The following is a 23,416-nucleotide window of genomic DNA, read 5'->3' on the forward strand; positions in this document are numbered from 1 at the left end:
TCATGAACGCAATTCAGAACTTCTTTAAGACCTTCTTCCTGACCGAACTGCTGAAGGGTCTCGCGCTGACGGGCCGTTACACGTTCCAGCGCAAGATCACGGTGCAGTTCCCGGAAGAAAAGACGCCGGTGTCGCCGCGCTTTCGCGGGCTGCACGCGCTGCGCCGCTATGAAAACGGCGAAGAGCGATGCATCGCGTGCAAGCTGTGCGAAGCAGTGTGCCCGGCACTTGCGATCACCATCGAATCGGAAACGCGCGCGGACAACACGCGCCGCACGACGCGCTACGACATCGACCTGACCAAGTGCATCTTCTGCGGCTTCTGCGAAGAGAGCTGCCCGGTCGATTCGATCGTCGAGACGCACATCCTCGAATATCACGGCGAAAAGCGCGGCGATCTGTACTTCACGAAGGACATGCTGCTAGCAGTGGGCGATCGCTACGAGACGGAAATCGCCGCATCGAAGGCGGCTGACGCGCCTTACCGTTGATGCGAAGCGGATGCCGGCGTCGCCGCCGGCGTCCAAGTCGAAGCGATTTTGTTGTTGCTGTTGGCGCGTTGCGCCGCGCGCTGACACACCCTGCCTGATGATGGCCTAACGATGAACCGGTAATCATGGAATTCACAACCGTACTGTTCTATATCTTCGCGCTGCTGTTGACCGTGTCCGCGCTGAAGGTGATCACCTCGCGCAATCCGGTGTCTTCCGCGCTCTTTCTCGTGCTCGCGTTCTTCAACGCGGCCGCGATCTGGATGCTGCTGCAAGCCGAATTCCTCGCGATCCTGCTGGTTCTCGTGTATGTCGGCGCGGTGATGGTGCTCTTCCTCTTCGTCGTGATGATGCTCGACATCAACATCGACGTCCTGCGGCGCGACTTCCGGCGTTTCGTGCCGCTCGCGACCATCGTGGGCGCGATCATCGTCATCGAAACGGCGCTGATTCTGTGGCACGGCTACGGCGCGACCGTTACGCCGCTGCGCGACGCCGGCACGGCTGCCGCGGGCGCGGGTGTGAGCGGCGCGGCGCTGATGCCGAATACGCAGCTCATCGGCAAGGTCATTTACACGGACTACATCTTCGCGTTCGAAATCGCGGGTCTCGTGCTGCTGGTGGCGATCATTGCCGCCATCTCGCTCACGATTCGCGACAAGAAGGACAAGAAGACGCAAACCGTCAGCAAGCAAGTCAAGGTTCGCCGTCAGGACCGTGTGCGCCTCGTGAAGATGCCGGCCGAAACGCAGGCGCCGGATGCATCGGTGGAACCTGCCGTGACCGGCAACATCGGCGCAGGCGTCGTGGATAACAAGGGCTGAGCGCGAAGGAGAGAACAAACATGTTGAGTCTTGCCCATTACCTCGTGCTCGGCGCGATCCTTTTCGCGATCAGCATCGTCGGCATCTTCCTGAACCGCCGCAACGTCATCATCATCCTGATGGCCATCGAATTGATGCTGCTCGCGGTGAACACCAATTTCGTCGCGTTCTCGCACTATCTGGGCGACGTGCACGGCCAGATTTTCGTGTTCTTCGTCCTGACCGTGGCCGCTGCGGAAGCCGCGATCGGTCTCGCGATTCTCGTGACCCTGTTCCGTAGCCTCGACACGATCAACGTCGAGGACCTCGATCAGCTCAAAGGTTAATTTCAGGCTAGGCTGTTATGTCCACGACACTCAATGAAAACCTCCTGCTTGCGGTCCCGCTGGCTCCGCTCGCGGGCTCGCTGATCGCGGGGCTGCTCGGGAAGACGGTGGGGCGCAAGGGCTCGCACCGCGTCACCATTCTCGGCGTCTTCATCTCGTTCATTCTGTCCGCGTTCGTCTTCTATGACGTGATGATGGGCGCGAGCTTCAACGGCACCGTCTACGAATGGATGACGATGGGGTCGCTCAAGATGGAAGTCGGCTTCCTCGTCGATTCGCTGACGGCGATGATGATGGTCATCGTGACTTTCGTCTCGCTCATGGTGCACATCTACACCATCGGCTACATGGCGGAAGAAGACGGCTATCAACGCTTCTTCTCGTACATTTCGCTGTTCACGTTCTCGATGCTGATGCTCGTGATGAGCAACAACTTCCTGCAGCTTTTCTTCGGCTGGGAAGCGGTGGGTCTCGTCTCGTATCTGCTGATCGGCTTCTACTTCACCCGTGAAAGCGCGATCTACGCGAACATGAAGGCGTTCATCGTCAACCGCGTGGGCGACTTCGGCTTTCTGCTCGGCATCGGCCTGCTGCTGGCGTTCGCGGGTTCGCTGAACTACGGCGACGTCTTTGCGCAAGGCGAAAAGCTCGCGGCCATGACGTTTCCGGGCACGAGCTGGGGCCTGCTGACCGTGGCGTGCATTTGCCTCTTCATCGGCGCGATGGGTAAGTCCGCGCAGTTCCCGCTGCATGTGTGGCTGCCGGACTCGATGGAAGGCCCCACGCCGATCTCCGCGCTGATTCACGCGGCAACGATGGTGACGGCCGGTATCTTCATGGTGACGCGCATGTCGCCGCTCTTCGAGCATTCGGATGCCGCGCTGTCGTTCGTCACGGTCATCGGCGCGATCACGGCGCTGTTCATGGGCTTCCTCGGTGTCGTCCAGAACGACATCAAGCGCGTCGTCGCGTATTCGACGCTCTCGCAACTCGGCTACATGACGGTCGCGCTGGGCGTGTCGGCGTACCCGGTCGCAGTGTTCCACCTCGGCACGCACGCCTTCTTCAAGGCGCTGCTGTTCCTCGGCGCGGGTTCGGTCATCATCGGCATGCATCATGATCAGGACATGCGCAACATGGGCGGGCTCGCGAAGTACATGCCGATCACCTGGATCACGTCGCTGCTCGGTTCGCTCGCGCTGATCGGCACGCCGTTTTTCTCGGGCTTCTATTCGAAGGACTCGATCATCGATGCGGTGAAGCTGTCGCATCTGCCGGGTTCTGGCTTCGCATATTTCGCGGTGGTGGCGAGCGTGTTCGTCACGGCGCTGTATTCGTTCCGCATGTACTTCCTCGTGTTTCACGGCGAAGAGCGCTTCCGCGGTCCGAAGCATCCGGACTCGCCGATGGGCGCGGAAGAGGCGACGCACGGTCAAGGGCATGGTAGCGACGATCACGGTCACGCACACGGTCACGGTCATGATGACCACGGCCACGGTCACGCACACGAGCCGCACGAAAGCCCGTGGGTCGTGACGCTGCCGCTGATCCTGCTGGCGATTCCGTCGGTCATCATCGGCGCGATCATGGTCGGTCCGATGCTCTTCGGCGACTTCTTCTCGCACGGCGTCGTGTTCGACAAGGTCATCTACATTGCCGAGAACCACGAAGGCATGCGCGAAATGGCCGAAGAGTTCCACGGCTGGTTCCCGATGGGCCTGCACTCGGTCGCGGGTCTGCCGGTATGGCTGGCGCTCGCGGGCGTGATCGTCGCGTGGTTCCTGTACATGAAGCGTCCGGATCTGCCGCCGGTCATCCGCCGTCGCTTTGGCCCGATCTACACGCTGCTCGACAACAAGTACTACTTCGACAAGATCAACGAAGTGGTCTTCGCCCGGGGCGCGGTCGCCATCGGTCGCGGGCTGTGGAAAGAGGGCGATGTGGTCGTCATCGACGGCGTCGTCAACGGCAGTGCGCGGTTCGTCGCCTGGTTCGCCGGTGTGATCCGCTTCCTTCAATCCGGTTACATCTATCACTACGCGTTCGCCATGATTATCGGCATGTTGGGGCTCTTGACCCTGTTTGTAACGCTCGGCGGCAAATAAGGCGAGGGACCCTATGCACTCTTTTCCGATTCTCAGTGTCGCGATCTGGCTGCCGATCGTTTTCGGCGTCCTGGTCCTGGCTGTAGGTTCTGACCGTAACCCGGCGCCCGCGCGCTGGGTCGCGCTGATCGGCTCGGTTCTCGGTCTGATCGTGACCCTTCCGCTGATCACCGGCTTCGATACGTCGAGCGCCGCGCTGCAATTCGTCGAACAGGCGAACTGGATCGAGCGGTTCAACATCACGTATCACCTGGGTGTCGACGGCATCTCGATGTGGTTCGTCGTGCTGACCGCGCTCATCACCGTGATCGTCGTGATCGCCGGATGGGAAGTCATCACGGAGCGCGTCTCGCAGTACATGGCCGCGTTCCTGATCCTCTCGGGCATCATGATCGGCGTGTTCTCCACGGCCGACGGCCTGCTGTTCTACGTGTTCTTCGAAGCCACGCTCATTCCGATGTACATCATCATCGGCGTGTGGGGCGGCCCGAACCGCGTGTATGCCGCGTTCAAGTTTTTCCTGTACACGCTGGCCGGTTCGCTTCTGATGCTGATCGCGCTGCTGTACCTGTACACGCAGACGCACACGTTCGATCTCGCGACGTGGCAAGCCGCGAAGATCGGCATGACGCCGCAGGTGCTGCTTTTCATCGCGTTCTTCCTGGCGTTTGCCGTCAAGGTGCCGATGTGGCCGGTTCACACTTGGCTGCCTGATGCGCACGTGGAAGCGCCGACGGGCGGTTCCGTCGTGCTGGCGGCGATCATGCTGAAGCTCGGCGCGTACGGTTTCCTGCGCTTCTCGCTGCCGATCGCGCCGGACGCGAGCCACTTCCTGGCTCCGGTCGTCATCACGCTGTCGCTGATCGCGGTGATCTACATCGGCCTCGTCGCGATGGTGCAGGCTGACATGAAGAAGCTCGTCGCGTATTCGTCGATCGCGCACATGGGCTTCGTCACGCTCGGCTTCTTCATCTTCAGCCAGCTTGGCGTAGAAGGCGCGATCATCCAGATGATCTCGCACGGCTTCGTTTCGGGCGCGATGTTCCTGTCCATCGGCGTGCTGTACGACCGCGTGCATTCGCGTCAGATCGCGGATTACGGCGGCGTCGTGAACACCATGCCGAAATTCGCCGCGTTCTCCATGCTCTTCGCCATGGCCAACTGCGGTCTGCCGGGCACTTCCGGCTTCGTCGGCGAGTTCATGGTGATTCTGGCTGCGGTGAAGTTCAACTTCTGGATCGGCTTCCTCGCCACGTTCACGCTCATTCTCGGCGCGGCCTACACGCTGTGGATGTACAAGCGCGTGTACTTTGGCGCGGTCGCGAACGATCACGTGGCGAAGCTCGCGGACATCAACAAGCGTGAGATGTTCATGCTCGTCGTGCTCGCGCTGTTCACGCTCTACATGGGCCTGCATCCGAAGCCCTTCACCGACGTGATGCACGAGTCGGTGGCAAACCTGCTCTCCCACGTCGCGCAGTCCAAGCTGCCGCTGGCTCAGTAACGGCGTGCGGAGGAACTAAAAGATCATGCAAAACGCCCCTATGAGTGTCCTGTTGCCCGACGGCATCCTGATGGCCGCCGTCGTCGTGGCCTGGTTGAACGACACGATGTTCGGTCCGTCGAGCCGTCGCACCACCTACGCGATCGCGCTGGTCTCGACGATCGTCGTCGGCGTGTGGTTCGCGTTCTCGGCGCTCGACCCGACGCCGCATTACTTCTTTGCGCGCATGTATGTCGTCGATCCGTTCGCGAGCGCGATGAAAGCAGTCGTGACGCTCGGCTATGCGGTGTCGATCATCTATTCGCGCAAGTATCTGGAAGACCGCGACCTGTTCCGCGGCGATTTCTTCCTGCTCGGCCTGTTCTCGCTGCTCGGCCAGTGCGTGATGATTTCGGGTAACAACTTCCTCACGCTGTATCTCGGCCTCGAACTGATGTCGCTGTCGCTGTATGCGGTCATCGCGCTGCGCAAGGACGCGCCGCAGTCGAACGAATCGGCGATGAAGTACTACGTGCTCGGTGCGCTCGCATCCGGCTTCCTGCTCTACGGCATTTCGATGCTGTACGGCGCGACCGGCTCGCTGGAACTGAACGAAGTGCTGAAGGCCGTGGCGTCGGGTCGCATCAACGACGCAGTGCTGCTCTTCGGCGTGATCTTCGTCGTCGCGGGCGTGGCGTTCAAGATGGGCGCGGTGCCGTTCCACATGTGGGTGCCGGACGTCTACCAAGGCGCGCCGACGGCCATGACGCTGCTTACCGGCGGCGGCCCGAAGGTCGCGGCGTTCGCATGGGGCCTGCGCTTCCTGGTGATGGGGCTGCTGCCGTTCGCAGTGGACTGGCAAGAGATGCTGGTGATCCTCGCGGCGCTGTCGCTGATCGTCGGCAACATCACGGGTATCGTGCAGAAGAACATCAAGCGGATGCTGGCGTACTCGGCCATCTCGAACATGGGCTTCGTGCTGCTGGGTCTGCTCGCCGGCGTGGTCGATGGCAAGGTGACGGGCGCGGCGGGCGCGTACAGCTCGGCGATGTTCTACAGCATCATCTATCTCGTGACGACGCTCGGGACGTTCGGCGTCGTGATGCTGCTCGCGCGCCGCGACTTTGAAGCCGAGCAGATCGACGACTTCAAGGGCCTCAACCAGCGCAGCCCGGTTTTCGCGTTCGTCATGATGATCATGATGTTCTCGCTCGCCGGTATCCCGCCGACGGTCGGCTTCTACGCGAAGCTCGCCGTGCTCGAAGCGACGATGAACGCCGGCCTGACGTGGCTCGCCGTGCTGGCCGTGCTGACGTCGCTCGTGGGCGCGTTCTACTACCTGCGCATCGTGAAGCTGATGTACTTTGACGCGCCGCAAGACGCATCGCCGATCGTGGCGGACGGCCTCAATCGTTCGCTGCTGGCGTTCAACGGCCTGGCCGTGCTGGTACTGGGTCTGGTTCCGGGTCCGCTGATGTCGGCGTGCCTGCAAGCGATCACGCATACGCTGCCGCTGTAATGTCGGCTGCTGGCTGGTTTATCGTGCTGTTGGCGCTCCTTGGCGCCAACGTCCCGTTCCTGAACCAGCGCCTTTTCGCCGTAGTGCCGTTGCCGCTTCCCGCGCCGACGCGCCATCAGGCGGCGAAGAAGAGCGCGTGGATCAGGATCGGCGAGTTGATCGTTCTCTACTTCGTGGTCGGCGCGCTCGGCTTCATGCTCGAAGCGCGCGCCGGCAACCGTTTCGATCAGGGATGGCAGTTCTACGCCATCACCTTCAGTCTGTTTGTGGTGCTCGCGTTTCCGGGCTTCACCTATCAATATCTCGTCAAACGCCGCTGATGGCTTCGCGCCCTCGGCGGCTGTTTGCTTAACCGGCACAGGGTGCAAGATGGCAGACCAGACCACCGTTTCAGATAGCGACGACGGCCTCATCGAAAAGAAGGTCGAAAGCGTCACGCTGCATGAAGGCAAGTTCCTCACGCTCAAGCGCGATACCGTTGCGCTGCCCGATGGCAAGCACGCCACGCGCGAGTTCGTGGAGCATCCCGGCGCGGTGATGATCCTGCCAGTGTTCGACGATGGCCGTGTGCTGCTCGAGCGGCAGTTCCGCTATCCGGTCGGGCGCGTGCTGCTCGAATTTCCGGCGGGCAAGCTCGATCCGAACGAGGACGAACTGGCGTGCGCAAAGCGCGAGTTGCAGGAAGAAACCGGCTACACCGCGCGCGAATGGACTTTTCTGACGCGCATTCACCCTGTCATCTCGTACTCGACGGAATTCATCGACCTCTATCTGGCAAGCGGTTTGACGGCCGGCGACGCGAAGCTCGACGAAGGCGAGTTCCTCGAAACGTTCATTGCGGACGAAGCGCAGCTGATGGCGTGGGTCAAGGACGGCACGATCAGCGACGTCAAGACGATCATCGGCGCATTCTGGCTCGAGAAGCTCCGTTCTGGCGAATGGCAGGCGGGCAAGGCGGCGACTGCGTAAGACGTCGCGACTGGTTAAGAAGCAACGGAAAGCGGCCGCGTGGGCCGCTTTGTCGTTTTGGCGTTCCGCGTTCGGCGGCAAGCGTGCCGAACAGCTAGAATCTGCAGTCGGCCGTTTGCGGACACGACGGCATGTCGCTCGTCATCGCACGGTCGTTCGCAAAACGTAATTCTGAGATAAACTCACCGAAGTCCCATCAGCATGAAGGTCCTCGATTTAAAGTGCTCGCACGAACATCGCTTTGAAGGCTGGTTTGCTTCGACCGAAGAGTTCGAGTCGCAACTGGCTCGCAAGCTGGTCGCTTGCCCGGTTTGCTCGGCGACGGATGTGAGTCGCATGCCATCGGCACCGCGCCTCAATTTGTCGTCGGCGCGCGCGGACGCGGCGGTGCAGGCCCGAGCGCCGAAAGCATCGCCCGATGCGGCCGCCGTTCAGGCACGCGCACTCCAGTTCATGCGAGAGCTGATCGAGAAGACGGAGAACGTGGGCGAACGTTTCGCCGAAGAGGCGCGGCGCATCCACTACAACGAAGCGCCGGCGCGCAACATTCGTGGCGTCACGACGCCCGAGGACGCGCACGCTTTGCTGGAAGAAGGCATCGAGGTGATGCCGCTGCCCGTACCCGCCGCGCTCAAGGAGCCGCTGCAGTAAAGCCTCAACGCGGCGTCTCCCGGCTTCGGCTCGACAAGGAGACAAACGCGCGTGTTTCGTCACTTCCTCGCTGCGCGCCCAAGCGCGCAATCCCGAAGCATTCGAACTACCGACCCGCGTCGAGCGGCAAAGCGGCTCGGGGGGCGTCGCGCCTTGCATTACCCAATCGCTCCGGATACCACTCTCGATCGTCTGACACTCGAAAAAAGGGCTGCCTCATGACCTACAGCTTTGAGGATTTCCAAGTCGGATCAGCGGTGACACTCAGCGCGCATACCTTCAGCCGCGAAGAAATCATCGAATTCGCAAGCCGCTATGATCCGCAGCCGTTCCATCTCTCCGACGAAGCGGGCAGGGCGTCGCATTTCGGCGGGCTTGTTGCAAGCGGATGGAACACCTGCTCGGCGATGATGGGCATTCTCGTGCGCGACATGCTCGCCGATTCAACGTCCATGGGCTCGCCCGGCCTCGACAATATCCGCTGGCTGAAGCCCGTGCGCGTCGGCGATTCGGTGCGGCTCACCGTGCGCGTGCTGGACAAGCGCGTGTCGAAGAGCAAGCCGGACCGCGGCATCGTCTCGACACGCTGGGAAGCGCACAATCAGGACGGCGAACTGGTCTTGACCGTGGATTCCGCCGCGCTCTTTGGCTTGCGCGAACCCGGCGCGATTTAGCGCTTTGCGTACTGCGTCGCGCCGAACAGCACTTCCTTCTCCTTGTCGGTGAAGGGCTTGCGTTCGCGCGCCAGTACCTGCACGCCGCGCTCGACGGCCGGTCGCGCCGCAATTGCATCGAACCAGCGCCGGACGTTCGGAAATTCGTCGAGGACGATGCCCTGGTTCTCCCACGAACGCGTCCACGGGAACGTCGCGATGTCCGCAATCGTGTACTCGTTTCCCGCGAGGTATTGCGTGACGCCGAGCTGCTTGTCCATCACGCCGTAGAGCCGGCGCGCTTCGTTCGTGTAGCGGTTGATCGCGTAGTCGATTTTCTCGGGCGCGTAGTTGCGAAAGTGGTGCGTCTGTCCGAGCATCGGTCCGACGCCGCCCATCTGGAACATCAGCCATTGAATGGTCGTGTAGCGGCCGATGGCATCCGCCGGCAGAAACTTGCCGGTCTTCTCGGCGAGATAGACGAGGATGGCGCCCGATTCGAAAAGCGCGAACGGCTTGCCTTCCGGGCCGTCGTTGTCGATGATCGCCGGAATCTTGTTGTTCGGGCTGATCGCGAGGAAGTCGGGTTTGAACTGGTCGCCCGCGCCGATATCGACGGGATGAGCCCGGTACTCGAGCCCCGTCTCCTCCAGCATGATGTGGATCTTGTGCCCGTTGGGCGTCGGCCAGCTATACACGTCGATCATGTGCGCTCCTCGTTCGTGCGGGTGACGCATTCACGCGCAGGTCGCGGAATGGAAGCGAAAATTAGAGCATGTTTGCGCTGGCCGTGCAGAGCGCGCCCGTGACTCGCTCCGGCGAATCAGTCGCGCGGTTCCATGTATTTCGCCAGTTCCAGTTTCGCGATGGCATGGCGATGCACTTCGTCGGGTCCGTCCGCGAGCCTCAGCGTGCGCGCCGAGGCATACGCGTATGCGAGCGGAAAATCGTCGCAGATACCCGCCGCGCCGTGCGCCTGAATCGCCCAGTCGATCACCTGACACGCGACGTTCGGCGCGACCACCTTAATCATCGCGATCTCGCCGCGCGCGCCCTTGTTGCCGACGGTATCCATCATGTACGCAGCCTTCAGCGTGAGCAGCCGCGCCTGCTCGATCATGATGCGCGCCTCGGCGATCCGCTCCTGCGTCACGCCGTGCTGCGCAATCGGCTTGCCGAACGCGACGCGGGAAAGCGTGCGCTTCGTCATCAGTTCCAGCGCGCGCTCCGCGAGCCCGATCAGCCGCATGCAATGATGGATGCGTCCCGGCCCGAGCCGCCCCTGCGCGATCTCGAAGCCGCGTCCTTGGCCGAGCAGGATGCTGTCAGCGGGCACACGAACCTTGCCGAGCGTGATGTCCATATGACCGTGCGGCGCGTCGTCGTAGCCGAACACGTTCAGCGGGCGATGCACGGTGATGCCCGGCGCATTCGCCGGCACGAGAATCATCGACTGCTGCGCGTGCTTCGGCGCGTCGGGATCGGTCTTGCCCATGACGATGAACACCTTGCAGCGCGGATCGCCCGCACCGGACGACCACCATTTGTGGCCGTCGATGACGTAGTGATCGCCGTCGCGCGTGATGCTGCAGCGGATATTCGTCGCATCCGATGACGCGACTTCCGGCTCCGTCATCAGGAACGCGGAGCGGATCTCGCCGCGAAGGAGGGGTTCGAGCCACTGCGCTTTCTGCGCGTCCGTGCCGTAGCGTTCGATGGTCTCCATGTTGCCCGTATCGGGCGCGCTGCAGTTGAAGACTTCGGGCGCCCACGGCACGCGCCCCATGATCTCGCACAGCGGCGCGTATTCGAGATTCGTCAGTCCGGCACCGCGCCCGGACGCCGGCAGAAACAAGTTCCACAGTCCTTCGCCGCGCGCTTTCTCCTTCAGGTCTTCGATGAGGCGCGTCGGCAGCCACGCGTTGCCCGCCGCGCGATTCGCCGCGATCTCGTCGCGGAATGCCGTCTCGTTCGGATAGATATGCGCGTCGAAGAAGGCGTGCAGGCGCGCGCGCAGCGCCTCGACTTTCGGCGTGTACTCGAAGTTCATCGGTCGTCTCCTGATCGGTTCTTACGCGCCGACTTTTTGCGCGTACTGCCACGCCAGTTCGGCCATGGGCCGTGCGCGGCGTCCCGCGTCGATGGCCTGCGCGCTCGCCGCCGTGCCATCCACGACGCGCTTCATGATGCCTTGCAGGATGGCGGCGATGCGGAACATGTTGTACGCGAGATAGAAGTTCCAGTCGCCTTCTATCTGGAAGCCCGTGCGCTCGCAATAACGCGCGACGTAAGCGGCTTCGTCCGGTATGCCGAGCGCGGCCCAGTCGAGCCCGGCGATGCCGCGGAACTGCGACGGATCGACATGCCACGCCATGCAGTGATACGCGAAATCGGCGAGCGGATCGCCGAGCGTCGAGAGCTCCCAGTCGAGCACCGCGAGCACGCGCGGTTCGTTCGGATGAAAGATGAGGTTGTCGAGCCGGAAGTCGCCATGCACGACACCGACTTTCGCCGCCGCCGACGACGGCACATGCTGCGGCAGCCAGTCGATCAGGCGGTCCATCGCGTCGATTTTCTCTGTCTGCGATGCGACGTACTGCTTGCTCCAGCGCCCGATCTGCCGCTCGAAGTAGTTGCCCGGCTTGCCGTAGCTGCTGAGTCCGGCCGCTTCGACATCGACTGTATGCAGCGCCGCGATCACGCGGTTGGTTTCGTCGTAGATCGCGGCGCGTTCGGCGGGCGTCATGCCGGGCAGCGACGGATCCCACAACACGCGGCCTTCGACGAACTCCATGAGATAAAACGCGCGGCCGATCACGCTTTCGTCCTCGCACAAGGCCAGCATTCGCGCGACCGGCACGCCGGTGGCGGCGAGCGCGTCCATCACGCGATACTCGCGCTCGATGGCATGCGCCGACGGCAAGAGCTTGGCGGCGGGGCCGGGCTTCGCGCGCATGACATACGCGCGCGACGGCGTGACCAGCTTGAACGTGGGATTGGACTGGCCGCCCGCGAACTGCTCGATTTCGAGCGGGCCCGCGAAGCCATCCACATGCGATGCGAGCCACGCCGCGAGCGCATCGGTGTCGAAGCGCTGGCCTTCGTGTATGGGGCGCGTGCCTTCGAATGCTGAAAAGTCGGAGTGCTGATTCGTCTTGTTGTCTGCCATCGTCTCCTCCGTTTATGGTTGCGCGATGCTTAGTCCATATCGCTCGCCTTGAACTTCACGAATTGCGCGTAAAGCAGTTCCATCGTGGTATTTCGCACGTCCGCATGCAGCGGCGAGGGCGGCGAATGATTGATTGCATGGACGACCCAATCGCCGGGTTTGTCGCCGACATCGAGCGCGTTGATGCAGCCCGTCGCCTGCGACAGATGCCCAAAGAATGCGCGGCCGCCCGCCGTGATCGCGTGCGAGAGCAGCGCGCGGTTGACGCCGCCGTGCAGCACGAGCAGCACCGTGTCCCACGACGTGTCTGCGCGCAGCCTCGTCATGGCGGGCAGCGCGCGATCGAGCAACTGGCCGATGGTCTCGCCGCCCAGGAACTGCGTGTCTTCGGGCACGACGCCGTCGAACACCGAGAGGAACGCGCGCTCGATATCGTTCCTGGAAAGATTCGCGAGCCGTCCGCCGCGAATTTCCTGCCATTCCGGCCAGATTTCGACTTGCGCCGTCTGGCCCGTTTCCGCGAGCACGCGCTCTGCCGTTTCGATGGTGCGCGGCAACCCGCTCGCAATCACGCGATCGAAGCGGACGTTCTGCGCGGCGAACTCGCGACCCGCCGCGCTCGCTTCCTCGCGGCCACGCGCGTTGAGCGGCACGCTTTCGGGGTCGATGGCGCGGCCGGTGTCGTCGAAATACGTGACGTCGCCGTGACGCATCAGAAAGATGCGCCGCCGCTTCGGCAGTTGGTAGTGAGCCATGGTTTCAGCGGTAGTTCGGCTGGCGCTTTTCGAGGAACGCGGTGATGCCCTCCAGCGCGTCGCCGTGATGAAGCGCGTCCACGAAAGCGTCGCGCTCCATATCCAGATGCGCCGCGAGCGGCTGCACGTCCGCTGAGTTCATCAGCGACTTGATGCGCGCGAGCGCTTTGGGCGACACGCTGCCGAGATCGTCGGCCCACGCGATGGCGGCGTCCAGCGCGATGCCTTTCTTCGTCAGCCGGTTCACGACGCCGACTTCGTGCAGACGCGGCGCGCCGATGGGTTTCGCTTCGAGCAGCACCTCGCTTGCGAGCGTGCGTGGCAACGCGCGCGACAGGAACCACGAAGCGCCGCCGTCCGGCGTGAGCCCCACGCGCGCATACGACATGACGAACTTGGCGTCGTCGGCGGCGACAATCAGATCGCACGCGAGCGCGAGCGAAAAGCCTGCGCCGGCCGCCGCGCCTTCGACCGCCGCGATGACCGGTTTGGTCGATGCACGCAGCGCGCTGATCCATTCTGCGAGCAAGTCGATGCTTTGCGCCTGCACCGACGGGTCTTTCGCTCGATTTTCCAGCAGCCGGTTCAGGTTGCCGCCCGCGCAGAAGAAGTTGTCGGCGCCGGTCAGGACGATGGCGCGCACCGAGTTGTCGCGTTCGGCGGTCGACAACGCTTCGATGCCGGCCGCGTACATGTCCGGATGCAGCGCGTTGCGCGCGCCCGGATTCGAAAGTTTGAGCACGAGCGTGGTGTCGCTGCCTGCGGGCCGGTGTGTCAGCAGTTCGGCGCTCATCGGAGTTCCTCGGTGTGGGTCAGCGAAAGTCCGAGCTGCGCGCGGCGCGTGAGCCACGGAGAAGGGCGGTAACGTGGATCGCCGAGCGCGCTTTGCATGTTGCGCAGGATCGTAAGAATGGTCGTGGCGCCGAGCGAATCGCCGAGCGCGAGAGGCCCGCGCGGATAGCCGAGCCCGAGCGTCACGGCGAGGTCGATGTCCTCCGGCGTCGCGATGCCTTGCTGCGCGATGTCGCAGCCGATATTCACGATCGTCGCGACGACGCGCTGCGCGACGAAGCCGGTCGAATCGCGGATGACGGTGACGGGCACGCCGTCGGCGGCGAAGAGCGCGTGCGCTGCGTCGCGCATCGCGGGCGTGGTCGCGGGCGTCGTCATGATCGTGCGGCGCGCGACCGTGTCGAGCGGAAAGAGCGTATCGACAGCGACGACGCGCGTCGCATCGAGATGTTCGGCGACGGCAGTCGTGGTCGCGTCGAAGCCGAGCGGCGTGACGACGATCAGCGAATCGGGCGCGGGCGTGTTGCCCCTGTCGATGTGCACGGCGGCGTCGTGCTTCGCGATTACCATAAGCACCTGTTCACGCGCAGCGGGCGATGCGCGGCTGATCCACACGCGCGCCGGCAATTGCGTCGGCGCGGGCGGCTCGCCCGGCACCTGCTGCTTGCCTTCCACGTAACGATAAAAACCTTCGCCCGCCTTGCGCCCGATGAGCCCGCCCGCGAGCCGCGTGCCGGTGATGGGCGACGGCGTGAAGCGCGGCTCCTCGTAGAACTGGTGATAGATCGACTCCATCACCGGATGCGAGACGTCGAGCGCGGTCAGATCCAGCAGTTCGAAAGGTCCGAGCCGGAAACCCGCCTCCTCGCGCATGATGCGGTCGATGTCCGCGAAGCTCGCGACACCTTCGCTCGCCACGCGCAGGCCTTCAGTGTTCATGCCGCGCCCCGCGTGATTCACGATGAAGCCCGGCATGTCCTTCGCGCGCACGGGCGTGTGACCCATGCGGCGCGCGAGTTCCATCAGCGCGTCGCCGGCCTTCGGATCGCCGCGCAAGCCGTCGATGACTTCGACCACGCGCATCAGCGGCACCGGGTTGAAGAAGTGAAAGCCCGCGACGCGTTCTGGTTTCGCGCAGCCCGCCGCGATCGCGGTAATGGACAGCGACGACGTATTCGACGCCACAATGCACGCGTCGCCGACGACCGCTTCGAGTTCGCGAAAGAGCCCGCGCTTGATCTCGAGATTCTCGACGATCGCCTCGACGACCGCGCCGCAGTCGGAAAGCTCGCCGATGTCCTGCGCGTTGTGGACGCGGGCTAGCGCGGCGTGCGCGTCCGCTTCCTTGAGCTTGCCTTTGGCGGTGAGTTTGTCGAATGTCTCGGTGAGATAGGCGCGCGCGGCCGCGAGTGCTTGCGGGTTCGCATCGTAGAGACGCACGGTCAGCCCGGCAAGCGACGCGATCTGCGCGATGCCGCGCCCCATCGCGCCGCTGCCGACGATGCCCAAGGTTTCGATCTTGTATTCCTGCGGACTCATGATGCGGTTCGACTCCTCGATGTTCTCTGTGTTGTCTATCGTGTCCGGCAGCGGAACCGCGCTCAGAGCTTGCGCAATCGGTCGAGCGCGAGCGCGAGCGTCTCTTCCTTCTTCGCGAAGCAGAAGCGCACGACGCCGGATTCGTGACTCTCGTGATAGAACGCCGACACCGGAATGGCCGCGACGCCGACCTCGCTCGTCAGCCATTGCGAGAACTCGGCTTCGGGCATGTCGCTGATCGCCGAGTAGTCGACGCACTGGAAGTAGGTGCCGTCACAGGGCAGGAGCGAGAAGCGCGTATCGGCGAGCCCGGCGCGGAAAAAGTCCCGCTTCTTCTGATAGAACGCGGGCAGTTCCAGATACGGCTTCGGGTCTTCGAGATAATGCGCGAGCCCGACCTGCATCGGCGTGTTCACGGTGAACACATTGAACTGATGAACCTTGCGGAACTCGGCGGTCAGCGCGGCGGGCGCGGCCACATAGCCGATCTTCCAGCCGGTCACGTGAAACGTCTTGCCGAAACTGGACACGACGAAACTGCGCTGCGCGAGTTCCGGATAGCGCGAGACGCTTTCGTGCGGCGCGCCGTCGTAGACCATGTGTTCGTAGACTTCGTCGGACACGATCAGCAGATTCGTCCCGCGCACGATGTCTTCGAGTTTCTTCATATCCGTATCGCGCCACACGCGGCCCGTCGGATTGTGCGGCGTGTTGATCATCAGAAGGCGCGTCTTCGGCGTGATGGCCGCGGCGATCTTGTCGAAGGGCAGCGCGTAGTCGGGCGCTTCGAGCGACACGAACACCGGCTTGCCGCCCGCCAGTTCGATGGCCGGCACGTAGCTGTCGTACATCGGCTCGATCACGACGACTTCGTCGCCCGGATGCACGCAGCACAGCACCGCCGTGAGCAGCGCCTGCGTCGCGCCGGCAGTGACGGTGATCTCGCGATCGGCATCGTAGGCTCGGCCGTAGAGCGCCTCGATCTTACGGGCGATCGCCTGGCGCAACGGCGCGGCGCCCGACATCGGCGGATACTGATTGTGACCGTCGCGCATCGCGGAGGCGACCGCATCGACAACGCGCGGGTCGCAGTCGAAGTCGGGGAAGCCTTGACCCAGATTCACCGCGCCTTTTTGCGTGGCGAGCGCGCTCATCACGGTGAAAATGGTCGTGCCGACGTTCGGCAGACGCGACGGAAAGGACAGATCGGGTGCAGCCGGATTCAGTTCGTGCGTGGCGTTCATGGCGTAGTTGAGCGTGGACTGAGCGGTGTTCAGATGCAGTTGTCAGGCGAGGGCGGCGAGGCCGGCGTGCGCTTCCAGTGCGGCGACAAAGGGCTTCGGCTCGGCAATGCGAAACGCGAAGTCGCGCGCGACGCGGCGCGCTAGTTTCAGCACCGCGCGATCTTTCGAGATTAGCCAGTCCGCCTGCGATGCGTGCGCGAGTTCGAGAAACTTCTGGTCGTCGCGGTCGCGGCACTTCGGCAACGGACGCACATCCGGCGACGCTTCAGGCGCGACCAGCCGTGACAGACCCGCAAGTGTGGCGAGCGCCGCCGCTTTGTCGATGCCCATGCGCACGAACTGCGGATAGTCGAGCACGTGCGTGAGTTCGGCAAGGCACCGGGCGTCGATCAGCGCATCGAGCGCGCGGGCTTCGAGCGCCGCGCGGATGGGCCGCGTGGCCGGATCGTCGAACACGAGAATGTCGATCCACACGTTCGAATCGAGCACGACCCGCAGGTTGTGAGGCAGCGCGGCGGAATTATCCATTCGATACAATCGGGGGTTTATGCCTATGTCGTCGGCGGGGTGCCGGCGAGCCTCCATGATAATCGTTCTCTCGCCTGCCAAATCGCTCGACTACGAGACGCCCGCTCACATCAAGAAGCACACGCTGCCCGAATTCGTCGATGACGCCGCGGAGTTGATCGCAGGCTTGCAACAGCTCTCGCCGCAACAGATCGGCGGCATGATGGGCATCTCGGATCAGCTCGCGGCGCTGAACTTTCAGCGGTATGCGGAGTGGTCGAAGACGTTCGACGCGCACAATTCCAAGCAGGCGGTGCTTGCGTTCAACGGCGACGTGTACGAAGGCTTCGCGGCAAAGACGCTGACTTCCGCCGATCTCGACTTCGCGCAGAATCATGTGCGCGTGCTGTCGGGGCTCTATGGGCTGCTGCGGCCGCTCGACCTGCTGCAGCCGTATCGGCTAGAGATGGGCACCAAGTTTCCGAACGCGCGCGGCAAAGATCTCTACGCGTTCTGGGGCGAGCGCATTACGGCGGCGCTCAATGAGCAATTCAAGCGGCAACGTGGCGCGCGGGTGCTGGTGAATTGCGCGTCGGAAGAGTATTTCAAGTCGGTGAAGCCGAAGCAACTCGACGTGCCGGTCGTATCGCCAGTTTTCGAGGACTGGAAGGGCGGCCGCTACAAGATCATCAGCTTTCATGCGAAGCGCGCGCGCGGTTTGATGGCGCGCTACGCGGTGCAAAACCGAATCGACGAACCCGAGGCGCTGAAGGGCTTCGACAGCGAGGGCTACGCGTTCGACGCGAAGGCATCAAACGATACGACGTATGTGTTTCGCCGCCGCGTCGCGGACTGAGACACGTGCATCAAGGACAATCATCATGAGCATTTCGATTACCAGCAATTTCGACGCAGGCGCGATCGACGTCATCGACGCGAGCAATCCCGCGAACGTTCGCCTGCGCGTGCGGCCCGACACGAAGGCCGACTTCGCGCAGTGGTTCTACTTTCGCGTCTCGGGCGCGCGCGGCGAGCGCCTCGTGATGACGTTCGAGAACGCGGCGCAATGCGCGTTCGCCGATGGCTGGCGCGACTATCGCGCAGTCGCGAGCTACGATCGCGTGAACTGGTTTCGCGTGCCGACGCAGTACGACGGCCGCGTGCTCACGATCGATCACACGCCGGATTTCGATCGCGTGTATTACGCGTACTTCGAGCCGTATAGCGAGGAGCGCCATTCGGAGTTTCTCGGCGCGGTCCAGCAGATGCCGCATGCGACGCTGACCGAACTCGGCCGCACCGTCGAGAACCGGCCGATGTCGCTGCTCACGTTGGGCCTGAATGACGACGCCGCCGCGCGGCCGAAGAAGAACGTGTGGATCATCGCGCGCCAGCATCCCGGCGAGACGATGGCGGAATGGTTCGTGGAAGGACTCGTGAAGCGTCTGGCCGGCTGGGGCGACTGGTCGGGCGACCCGGTCGCGCGGGCGCTCTTCGACCGCGCGGTGTTTCATATCGTGCCGAACATGAACCCGGACGGCAGCGTGCTCGGCAATCTGCGCACGAACGCGGCGGGCGCGAACCTGAATCGCGAATGGATGGAGCCGAGCGCCGAGCGCAGCCCGGAAGTGCTGGTCGTGCGCGACGCGATTCGGGCAACCGGTTGCGACATGTTCTTCGACATCCACGGCGACGAGGCCATTCCGCACGTGTTCGTCGCGGGCTCGGAGATGCTGCCGGGCTTCACGGATCAACAGGCGAAGGAGCAGAAGGCTTTCGTGGAGTTCTTCAAGCAGGCGAGTCCAGACTTTCAGGACGTGCACGGCTATGAGAGCGGCAAATATCGCGCAGATGCGTTGAAGCTGGCGTCGAAGTACATCGGCAACGAGTACAAGTGCCTGTCGCTTACGCTCGAGATGCCGTTTAAGGACAACGCCGATTTGCCCGACGAGCGCGTCGGCTGGAACGGCGAACGCAGTTGCGCACTCGGCGCTTCCATGCTGCAGGCGATTCTCTGGCACTTGCAGACTTTCGCGGCGTGAGTGCGATCACGATGCGCTGAAAGCGAAAAGGGCGTGGCCGTCTTTCGATGGCCACGCCCTTTGTCCATGCCGCGCCGCTCGAGCAGGCTAGTGCTTGTTCGACGCCTTCTTCGTGCTTTTCCCGCCGCTCTTGGTCTTCGTTCCCGCCGCCGCTTTCTTCGACGACGACTTGGTCTTCGCGCCGTGCTTGCCCTTCTTGCCGGACGAGCTGCCCGGCTCGGCGTGCGGACGCAGCGGCGGAACGGGGTCGTTCCATCCGAAGGCGAGCATCTGACTGCCCACATAGCCGCACCGGAACTTGAGCGGAGTGGGATCTTTGTCGCCGTTTTTCGGGACGCCTTGCCCTTCCACGGTCACGACATTGTCGACCTTGATGCGCTGTTTCTTTTCATCGAACGAGTCGTTCCACGGTTCGATGGCGGAATGCGATGAATCGAAAGAAGCGGGCGGAAACTCCACGTGATCGAACGCCGCGGACGTGCTGGCGATGAAGTTGCCATGCGCGGCACAATCCGCGACGAGCGGATTGGCGTTGAAATCGGTCACGAAGTGATGAACCAGTTCATTGCGCTCGTCGAGCGTATCGGCAAAGGCGGACACCGCGCATATAAGCGCTGCGCATACCGCGAACCGGCCGACGAGCCGCATGAGCCGGCGCGGTGCGTAGTTACTTTCCATCAATTTGGCGCTGAGAAGACACGGGCAAGTAAGATGCCTCGTGTAGGGAAGGAGTTCAATCTTATCGCACTTTGTACGCGTGACGGACCGGTTGGAATCCGAGAAGGCGCGAGTTGCGGTGCGCGTACGTTGCGTGAATCGACGCTCGCTTAGACCCGAGGGCCGCGGTCGAGGCGATAACGGCGCACATCGTAGGTCGTGATCCAGGCAGGCTTGTACACCGTGATGAGAATGGTGAGCAGCCCGGTGAACAAGGCCTCACCGGCACCCAGCAACAGCGAACCGCGTGTGAACGCGGCCGGCACGTTGACGGCACCACCGACAAGCGCTGCCTCGAGCAGCACGGTCGCGCCGCAAGCAGCCGCGACCGCTGCGGCCGATACAACGAACCCGTGGCCCGCGATGAAGGTAAACAGATTGCGCGGTAGCCAGGCGTTGGATAGGCGCTGCAGAAGCGTCGAGACCGCGACGGGTACGGCTCCGAAGAGCAGATAGGTGATCGCGACCGATAGCCACGAGGCATCGAGCACCACGGCGGCCAGCCCCGTGCTCGCGGCGGTGCCGATGAGCGCGAGCCGCCAGTCGAACAGCGTGACCATCAGCGTGGCGCCAAGCAGGTGGATGACGGGTCCGTCATCGAACCATGCGTTGCATGCCCATAGCACCGTTACCGAAACGATCACGCCGAGCCACACGTGCTGCAGCGTGGCGTCCTGCAGGCGATTGAACGGCCGCTGCACGAAGACGAGTGCGAGCAGCCCCGCGGCGACAATCCAACTGCCGACGGTCAGCCAAAGCGGTAGCGGTGTATAGAAGAACCCCATGCCTTGCATATTACTCGTTGCGTGTGAAACGTGTGCGCAATCAACGAACCCGGTTTCCGCGATTGTTGCTAGAACGACGCCTCGGGCTCCGCGGCCATCGGTAGCGAAGCGCCTTCCTGATCCTTGAGCGACGGATACTTCACGCGCCGCTTGCGCAGTGGAACGACGTTGGACTCGCCCGGTGTCGCGCGTACGGATTGCTGGGCATCGCTGCGCAGAATCTCCAGATACGAATTCTGTACGCCGTTGTAAATAGCGACCGCCGCCGCGCGATTCGTTGCGCCGAGTTGCTGGAAGATACTGGCGAGATGAATCTTGACGGTGCCTTCGCTGATGCCGAGCGTCTTGGCTATCATCTTGTTCGTGCTTCCCATGTGCACGCACCGCATGATCTGCTGCTGGCGCGGCGACAACGTCGGATGCACAGGCGCGCTGCTCGGCTGCGCGGCCATGGTTTGCTGTCGGCGAATCGGCAAGCTGCGGATGGGCGCGAGGTCAATGACGTCCGGCGGAACATACTGACCGCCGATGAGAACCATCTCGAGCGCGCGAAGAATCAGAATGGGATCGAGGGTGCGAGGGATGACGCCCATCGCCCCTGCGCTCATGAGCATATAAACCTGTGCGGCTCCGGAGCGGTCCACCATGACGGCGGCGGGAACGGCGGGCGCGTTGGCGAGCAGCGCCTCGAGCTCGCTCATGCGCATGGTGTCTGCCCAGTCGATCACGATCATGCGAGCCTCGATACGCCTGAGTGCAGACGCGGCTTGCCGCCAGTCTTTCGCTTCGGTGAACTGCGCTTGACGTGCAACCCGGCGCAGCAGTGTTTTGAGGCCCGCACGGCGCTCCGCGTCCGAACCCATGATGATTATTTTCATGCTTACCCTCGTTTCAATACATCCGACGCCAACTCGCGACGGAACTGAACGCCAGCGAATGTCGGCGTCGGCGTGATATTGACAAACTTCTCGCGATTGCGCCCCCTATCCGAATGGCATAGGCGAAAAGCACAAAGCCCCGCGCGAGGGCGGGGCCTTGTCGGCTGCTGGCGCGCATTTGCGCGCGTCAATGGAAGTGGGGTTGCGCGGGTTCCGCGTCCTCGGGCATCTCGGCGTGAACGATTTCGCCCAATGGATCGGCGTAGAGCGGAACGCCGCAGTCATCGCAAAATTCTGGCTCGAAGCGTCCCGCATGGCGGCGGACGTCGGTGACGCCAGACTTTCTCAGCAACTCCACGATCTCTTCGATCGGACCTTCGGCCCCTTCGAGTTCGGCTTCGTCGTTTAGGCCGGCCTCACCGTTCTCGCGCCCGTATAGGGGCCAAACGACGCCGTAGATGACGTCGTTGCTGCCGCGACGGGTGAATCCAATGCGATATTCATCGATACGGCGCTCGCCGAAGCCCGCGATCACTGCGCGCAATTCCTGCGGCCCGGTGCCGAGCGTGTCGGAGAGATAGCGAACTGCGGTGCGCACGGTGTGTGGACGTACCTGCTCGTCGGCATCTCGACATGCCGAATAGTAGGCGTCCGGCAACAAGCACTCGAATTCGCAGCCGGGGAGAATTGTTGCGAAGCTCGCCCCACCCTGGCTCGCCCACTGTTCCAGGCATTGAGCGCGCTCTATGCGTGTGCCGTTTTCGTCCTCCTGCCAGCGAAAGAATGCCGCGCCTGCCGGGACAATGGCGACCGCGAGCAAGAAGCGCGGGTCGGCAAGGATGGGCGACGTTTCCGGCAAGTCGGCCAGGTTCATGCGCGCGGCGGCGCCGCCCAGAGCCGTCTGCGTCAATTGTTGCGCAAGACGCGCGGTGTCCACGTGATGGCGCGGCAACTGGTCGATGCTGTACAGATAGGGCGCCACCGCGATGCGCGCGCCGGCGGCCAGCACGTGCGCCTGCAACTGTGTGCGGAGGGCGTCGACAGTGTCGCTCTTGAGTGTCCCGGACGGGATCGCGTAGCGCGTCCATGCGAGCACCGGCGCCGCGATCAGGAGCGACTCGTGCGGCACGCCGTCTATGTCGATTCTGAACGACTCGCTGTGCGTCTCCGCCATGTCGGCCAACGCGCCATAAGCGTCGGGGTGATTCTGCTGAAGGTGATCCAGCGCAGCGTCGAGCGTGGTTTGATTGCCGTTGCGCACTAGTTTAGCGATGAGTGTGTCGAGGCGGGCTTCCCAGAAGCGGTCCTCGACGCGGCTGCCCGAGGCGAAAAGCGCGAGAGAGAGACCGACGAGCTTGTCCGCGTCTGGAGGAATACGTTTAGCGGTTCGCGTGCGCATATCAATACAGGTTTATGGGGCAGAGAACCTTTTATTGTAGTCGCTCGGCAGGCTGTTTTTCTCGATGCCCGCGTCGTCTGCTCTGACGGACGGGCCGCCGCGTGCTCCGCCGCGTACCGAAAGCGATAAATGTTCCGTGGCCCCTTGCGGTTGGCGCCGGCATTCACTAGAATCCCGTTCCTTCGCGATTCATTGAACGCGAAGGAAGCGGGAGTGGCGGTCTGGCGGTGAGCTTGGAAAGTATCCCAGGCGCGGTTGACGAGTGAAATGCTTCAAAAACTTGTTGACACTGACCGAAACGACGTACATAATCTCGTTTCTCTGCTGCTGATGCAGCGACGCAAGACGAAGCGGTGCTGAGAGAAGTTCTTGGTGCGGCGAAGCAGGAAGTCTTGGCGGATTGCTCTTTAAAAACTAACAGCCGATAAGTGTGGGCGCTTGATGGCGAGTGCGGTTGTGGTTCTTCGGAATCGCGGCATAAGCAAAAGTATCAAGAGTCTCACACGAAGTATCAGAGGAAGGTTTATCTGTCGAAAGACGGATTAATCATCGTCAGTACGTTGAGTGA

Annotated in this window: 24 protein-coding genes; 12 read left to right on the plus strand and 12 right to left on the minus strand. The window is 62.9% G+C overall.

Features of this window, described 5'->3' with window-relative positions; all coding sequences use genetic code 11:
- The first annotated feature begins 2 nt into the window (after positions 1 to 2).
- The 10 genes from nuoI (at position 3) to P9239_RS09980 (ending at position 9,042) form a co-directional block, all read left to right on the plus strand.
- Complete coding sequence (nuoI, locus tag P9239_RS09935; protein WP_159836462.1) at positions 3 to 491, plus strand: NADH-quinone oxidoreductase subunit NuoI; 489 nt, start codon at positions 3 to 5, stop codon at positions 489 to 491.
- Positions 492 to 616: 125 nt separating this feature from the next.
- Positions 617 to 1,315, plus strand: coding sequence for an NADH-quinone oxidoreductase subunit J (locus P9239_RS09940; RefSeq protein WP_309750282.1), 699 nt, complete (start codon positions 617 to 619; stop codon positions 1,313 to 1,315).
- A gap of 20 nt (positions 1,316 to 1,335) precedes the next feature.
- Positions 1,336 to 1,641 (plus strand): NADH-quinone oxidoreductase subunit NuoK, encoded by a 306-nt coding sequence (gene nuoK / locus P9239_RS09945; protein WP_007588140.1) that lies wholly within the window; start codon positions 1,336 to 1,338, stop codon positions 1,639 to 1,641.
- A 17-nt stretch (positions 1,642 to 1,658) separates the two neighbouring features.
- Positions 1,659 to 3,746: an NADH-quinone oxidoreductase subunit L gene (gene nuoL / locus P9239_RS09950; protein ID WP_309750283.1), complete on the plus strand. Its 2,088-nt coding sequence runs from the start codon at positions 1,659 to 1,661 to the stop codon at positions 3,744 to 3,746.
- A 13-nt stretch (positions 3,747 to 3,759) separates the two neighbouring features.
- On the plus strand, positions 3,760 to 5,250 hold the full coding sequence (locus P9239_RS09955; RefSeq protein ID WP_309750284.1) for an NADH-quinone oxidoreductase subunit M: 1,491 nt from the start codon (positions 3,760 to 3,762) through the stop codon (positions 5,248 to 5,250).
- 25 nt (positions 5,251 to 5,275) lie between these two features.
- A complete protein-coding gene (gene nuoN / locus P9239_RS09960; RefSeq protein ID WP_309750285.1) occupies positions 5,276 to 6,748 on the plus strand; it encodes an NADH-quinone oxidoreductase subunit NuoN in 1,473 nt (490 codons plus the stop codon).
- On the plus strand, positions 6,748 to 7,068 hold the full coding sequence (locus tag P9239_RS09965; RefSeq protein ID WP_309750286.1) for a DUF2818 family protein: 321 nt from the start codon (positions 6,748 to 6,750) through the stop codon (positions 7,066 to 7,068). The genes nuoN and P9239_RS09965 overlap by 1 nt, the downstream gene beginning before the upstream one ends.
- 49 nt (positions 7,069 to 7,117) lie before the next feature.
- Entirely contained in the window at positions 7,118 to 7,717 is a 600-nt protein-coding gene (locus P9239_RS09970; RefSeq protein ID WP_309750287.1) for an NUDIX hydrolase, read from the plus strand.
- 201 nt (positions 7,718 to 7,918) lie between these two features.
- A complete protein-coding gene (locus tag P9239_RS09975) occupies positions 7,919 to 8,368 on the plus strand; it encodes a DUF1178 family protein (protein ID WP_309750288.1) in 450 nt (149 codons plus the stop codon).
- An 89-nt stretch (positions 8,369 to 8,457) separates the two neighbouring features.
- Entirely contained in the window at positions 8,458 to 9,042 is a 585-nt protein-coding gene (locus tag P9239_RS09980; protein WP_404980101.1) for a MaoC family dehydratase, read from the plus strand.
- Here the strand turns inward: P9239_RS09980 and P9239_RS09985 are convergent.
- The 8 genes from P9239_RS09985 to P9239_RS10020 form a co-directional block, all read right to left on the minus strand.
- Complete coding sequence (locus P9239_RS09985) at positions 9,039 to 9,728, minus strand: glutathione binding-like protein (protein WP_309750290.1); 690 nt, start codon at positions 9,726 to 9,728, stop codon at positions 9,039 to 9,041. The genes P9239_RS09980 and P9239_RS09985 overlap by 4 nt on opposite strands.
- 116 nt (positions 9,729 to 9,844) lie before the next feature.
- Complete coding sequence (locus P9239_RS09990; RefSeq protein WP_309750291.1) at positions 9,845 to 11,071, minus strand: acyl-CoA dehydrogenase family protein; 1,227 nt, start codon at positions 11,069 to 11,071, stop codon at positions 9,845 to 9,847.
- A 21-nt stretch (positions 11,072 to 11,092) separates the two neighbouring features.
- Positions 11,093 to 12,190 (minus strand): phosphotransferase, encoded by a 1,098-nt coding sequence (locus P9239_RS09995; RefSeq protein ID WP_309750292.1) that lies wholly within the window; start codon positions 12,188 to 12,190, stop codon positions 11,093 to 11,095.
- 29 nt (positions 12,191 to 12,219) lie between these two features.
- Positions 12,220 to 12,945 carry a histidine phosphatase family protein gene (locus tag P9239_RS10000; protein WP_309750293.1) on the minus strand — a complete coding sequence of 242 codons (726 nt, stop codon included), beginning with the start codon at positions 12,943 to 12,945 and terminating at the stop codon, positions 12,220 to 12,222.
- Positions 12,946 to 12,949: 4 nt separating this feature from the next.
- Complete coding sequence (locus P9239_RS10005; protein ID WP_309750294.1) at positions 12,950 to 13,738, minus strand: oxepin-CoA hydrolase, alternative type; 789 nt, start codon at positions 13,736 to 13,738, stop codon at positions 12,950 to 12,952.
- The gene (locus P9239_RS10010) at positions 13,735 to 15,276 is read right to left on the minus strand and encodes a 3-hydroxyacyl-CoA dehydrogenase (protein WP_309750295.1); all 1,542 of its coding nucleotides are present in this window, start codon (positions 15,274 to 15,276) and stop codon (positions 13,735 to 13,737) included. Before P9239_RS10010 ends, P9239_RS10005 begins: the two co-directional genes overlap by 4 nt.
- Positions 15,277 to 15,338: 62 nt before the next feature.
- A complete protein-coding gene (locus tag P9239_RS10015; protein ID WP_309750296.1) occupies positions 15,339 to 16,520 on the minus strand; it encodes a pyridoxal phosphate-dependent aminotransferase in 1,182 nt (393 codons plus the stop codon).
- A gap of 42 nt (positions 16,521 to 16,562) precedes the next feature.
- Positions 16,563 to 17,048, minus strand: a complete 486-nt coding sequence (locus P9239_RS10020; RefSeq protein WP_309750297.1) for a putative toxin-antitoxin system toxin component, PIN family — start codon at positions 17,046 to 17,048, stop codon at positions 16,563 to 16,565.
- Between the two features lie 55 nt (positions 17,049 to 17,103).
- On the opposite strand from P9239_RS10020, the gene yaaA reads away from it, so the two are divergent.
- Positions 17,104 to 17,883 carry a peroxide stress protein YaaA gene (gene yaaA / locus P9239_RS10025; protein ID WP_309750298.1) on the plus strand — a complete coding sequence of 260 codons (780 nt, stop codon included), beginning with the start codon at positions 17,104 to 17,106 and terminating at the stop codon, positions 17,881 to 17,883.
- A gap of 25 nt (positions 17,884 to 17,908) precedes the next feature.
- Positions 17,909 to 19,069, plus strand: a complete 1,161-nt coding sequence (locus tag P9239_RS10030) for a M14-type cytosolic carboxypeptidase (protein WP_309750299.1) — start codon at positions 17,909 to 17,911, stop codon at positions 19,067 to 19,069.
- An 87-nt stretch (positions 19,070 to 19,156) separates the two neighbouring features.
- Here P9239_RS10030 and P9239_RS10035 read toward each other — a convergent pair whose 3' ends face one another.
- From P9239_RS10035 to P9239_RS10050, 4 genes are all read right to left on the minus strand, one after another.
- Positions 19,157 to 19,747, minus strand: coding sequence for a BspC domain-containing protein (locus tag P9239_RS10035; RefSeq protein ID WP_309750300.1), 591 nt, complete (start codon positions 19,745 to 19,747; stop codon positions 19,157 to 19,159).
- A gap of 149 nt (positions 19,748 to 19,896) precedes the next feature.
- Positions 19,897 to 20,571, minus strand: coding sequence for a hypothetical protein (locus tag P9239_RS10040; protein WP_309753973.1), 675 nt, complete (start codon positions 20,569 to 20,571; stop codon positions 19,897 to 19,899).
- A gap of 68 nt (positions 20,572 to 20,639) precedes the next feature.
- Positions 20,640 to 21,449, minus strand: a complete 810-nt coding sequence (locus P9239_RS10045; protein WP_309750301.1) for a response regulator transcription factor — start codon at positions 21,447 to 21,449, stop codon at positions 20,640 to 20,642.
- A gap of 187 nt (positions 21,450 to 21,636) precedes the next feature.
- Positions 21,637 to 22,848: a DUF2863 family protein gene (locus P9239_RS10050; protein WP_309750302.1), complete on the minus strand. Its 1,212-nt coding sequence runs from the start codon at positions 22,846 to 22,848 to the stop codon at positions 21,637 to 21,639.
- Between the last annotated feature and the right edge of the window lie 568 nt (positions 22,849 to 23,416).

The sequence above is a fragment of the Caballeronia sp. LZ062 genome (assembly GCF_031450785.1).
Taxonomy (GTDB): domain Bacteria; phylum Pseudomonadota; class Gammaproteobacteria; order Burkholderiales; family Burkholderiaceae; genus Caballeronia.